This is a genomic window from Mesorhizobium sp. M7A.F.Ca.CA.003.01.2.1, assembly GCF_003998945.1.
Lineage (GTDB): Bacteria > Pseudomonadota > Alphaproteobacteria > Rhizobiales > Rhizobiaceae > Mesorhizobium > Mesorhizobium ciceri.
This window is the reverse complement of record NZ_RZRA01001099.1, coordinates 1-1662: the sequence shown is the minus strand read 5'-3', so window position 1 is coordinate 1662 and position 1662 is coordinate 1. Positions and strand designations below refer to the sequence as shown.

1 protein-coding gene and 1 pseudogene are annotated in these 1662 nt (G+C 65.0%); both read left to right on the top strand.

Annotation, left to right across the window (positions count from 1 at the left end; all coding sequences use genetic code 11):
• The first annotated feature begins 96 nt into the window (after window positions 1-96).
• Window positions 97-1284, top strand: a complete 1188-nt coding sequence (locus tag EN969_RS30120; RefSeq protein WP_013529510.1) for a Gfo/Idh/MocA family oxidoreductase — start codon at window positions 97-99, stop codon at window positions 1282-1284.
• A 180-nt stretch (window positions 1285-1464) separates the two neighbouring features.
• Window positions 1465-1662 (top strand): annotated as a pseudogene (locus tag EN969_RS30115) (sugar phosphate isomerase/epimerase); the annotation flags it as partial.

Here is a 1662-nt window from a genome sequence, read left to right as displayed (position 1 = left end):
TCGGTTCACACCGCGCTCTGCCTCAACGACCCCACCCGATCCGCTGCGCGGATCGACCTCCCCTCAAGGGGGGCAAGCAACAGCGAGGAGCAAGATATGGTCGGCGCATCGAAGTCGGAAACGGGAGGCGGCCCGATCCGCTACGGCATGGTCGGCGGCGGGCAAGGCGCCTTCATCGGCGCGGTGCATCGGATCGCGGCGCGGCTGGACAACGAGTTCGTGCTGGTTGCCGGCGCTTTGTCAGCCGACCCGGCCCGTGCCAAGGCCTCGGCGGCCGAACTGGGGCTCGACCCCTCACGCAGCTACGCATCCTATGCCGAGATGGCCAAGGCCGAGGCGAAGCGCCCCGACGGCATCGAAGCGGTGGCCATCGTCACGCCCAACAATGTGCATGTGCCAGCGGCAAAAGCTTTCCTCGAGGCCGGCATCCACGTCATCTGCGACAAGCCGCTGGCGACGACGCTGGCCGAAGCGAAAAAGCTCGCGGCGATAGTCGAGAAGACCGGCAAGGTGTTCGTGCTGACGCACAACTACACCGCCTATCCGATGGTGCGGCAAGCACGCGAAATGGTCGCCAAGGGCGTGCTCGGCGACATCCGCATCGTGCAGTCCGAATATCCGCAGGACTGGCTGACCGAGGATTTGGCGGCGACAGGCCAGAAGCAGGCGGCGTGGCGCTCCGACCCCAAGCAGGCAGGTGCCGGCGGTGCGCTGGGCGATATCGGCACGCATGCCTACAACCTCGCCCGCTTCGTCTCGGGGCTGGAACTGGACTCCCTGTCGGCCGATCTCGACGCCTTCGTGCCGGGACGGCTACTGGATGACAACGTCAACGTCATGCTGCGCTTCAAGCCTACCGGCAAGACGCACCCGGCCAAGGGCATGATCTGGGCAAGCCAGGTGGCGCCCGGCCATGAGAACGGGCTGAAGCTGCGCATCTATGGCTCGAAGGGTGGGCTGGAATGGGTGCAGGCCGACCCGAACTATCTCTGGTACACCCCATTCGGCCAGCCAAAGCAATTGATTACCCGCAATGGCGCCGGCGCGCTGCCGGTGGCGGGCCGTGTCAGCCGCGTGCCGTCAGGCCATCCGGAAGGCTACCTCGAAGGCTTCGCCAACATCTACCAGGAGGCCGCACGCGCCATCCGGGCGGCACGCCGCAAGGGCGGCAAGCCGGCAAAGGATGTCGTCTTCCCGACCATACAGGACGGCGTCGAGGGCATGGCCTTCATCGAGGCTTGCGTGAAGTCGTCGAAGAAGAACGGGGCGTGGACGAAGCTCTAGTCCAAGGGGCGCTGAGATTCAGGTGAGGCCGGCCTGCAAACGGCCGTTTCCTGCGCTTCCGGTGCTCACGTACCCAAAAGTACGCTCCGCTCCGGTTCTCGGAACCAGCCGTTTTCGGCTTGGCCTGACCTGAATCTCAACACCCCGGCGATCCGAGGAATCTAAGGGGAGGGGGCGTCGATGAAAATCGGCATGTGCATGTTCTTGTGGACGACGGCGGTGTCGAAGAAACACGAGCCGCTGCTGCGCGACATCAAGGCGACCGGTTTCGATGGCGTCGAGATACCGATCTTCGCCGGCACGCCGGACGATTATAGAAAGCTCGGCGATCTGCTCGACCGCATCGGGCTGGAGCGGACTGCGGTTTCGGCCATGGGC

Bases quoted from the DNA above. Each gene is read 5' to 3' on its own strand.
- EN969_RS30120 (WP_013529510.1), top strand. From the start codon at position 97: ATGGTCGGCGCATCGAAGTCGGAAACGGGAGGCGGCCCGATCCGCTAC.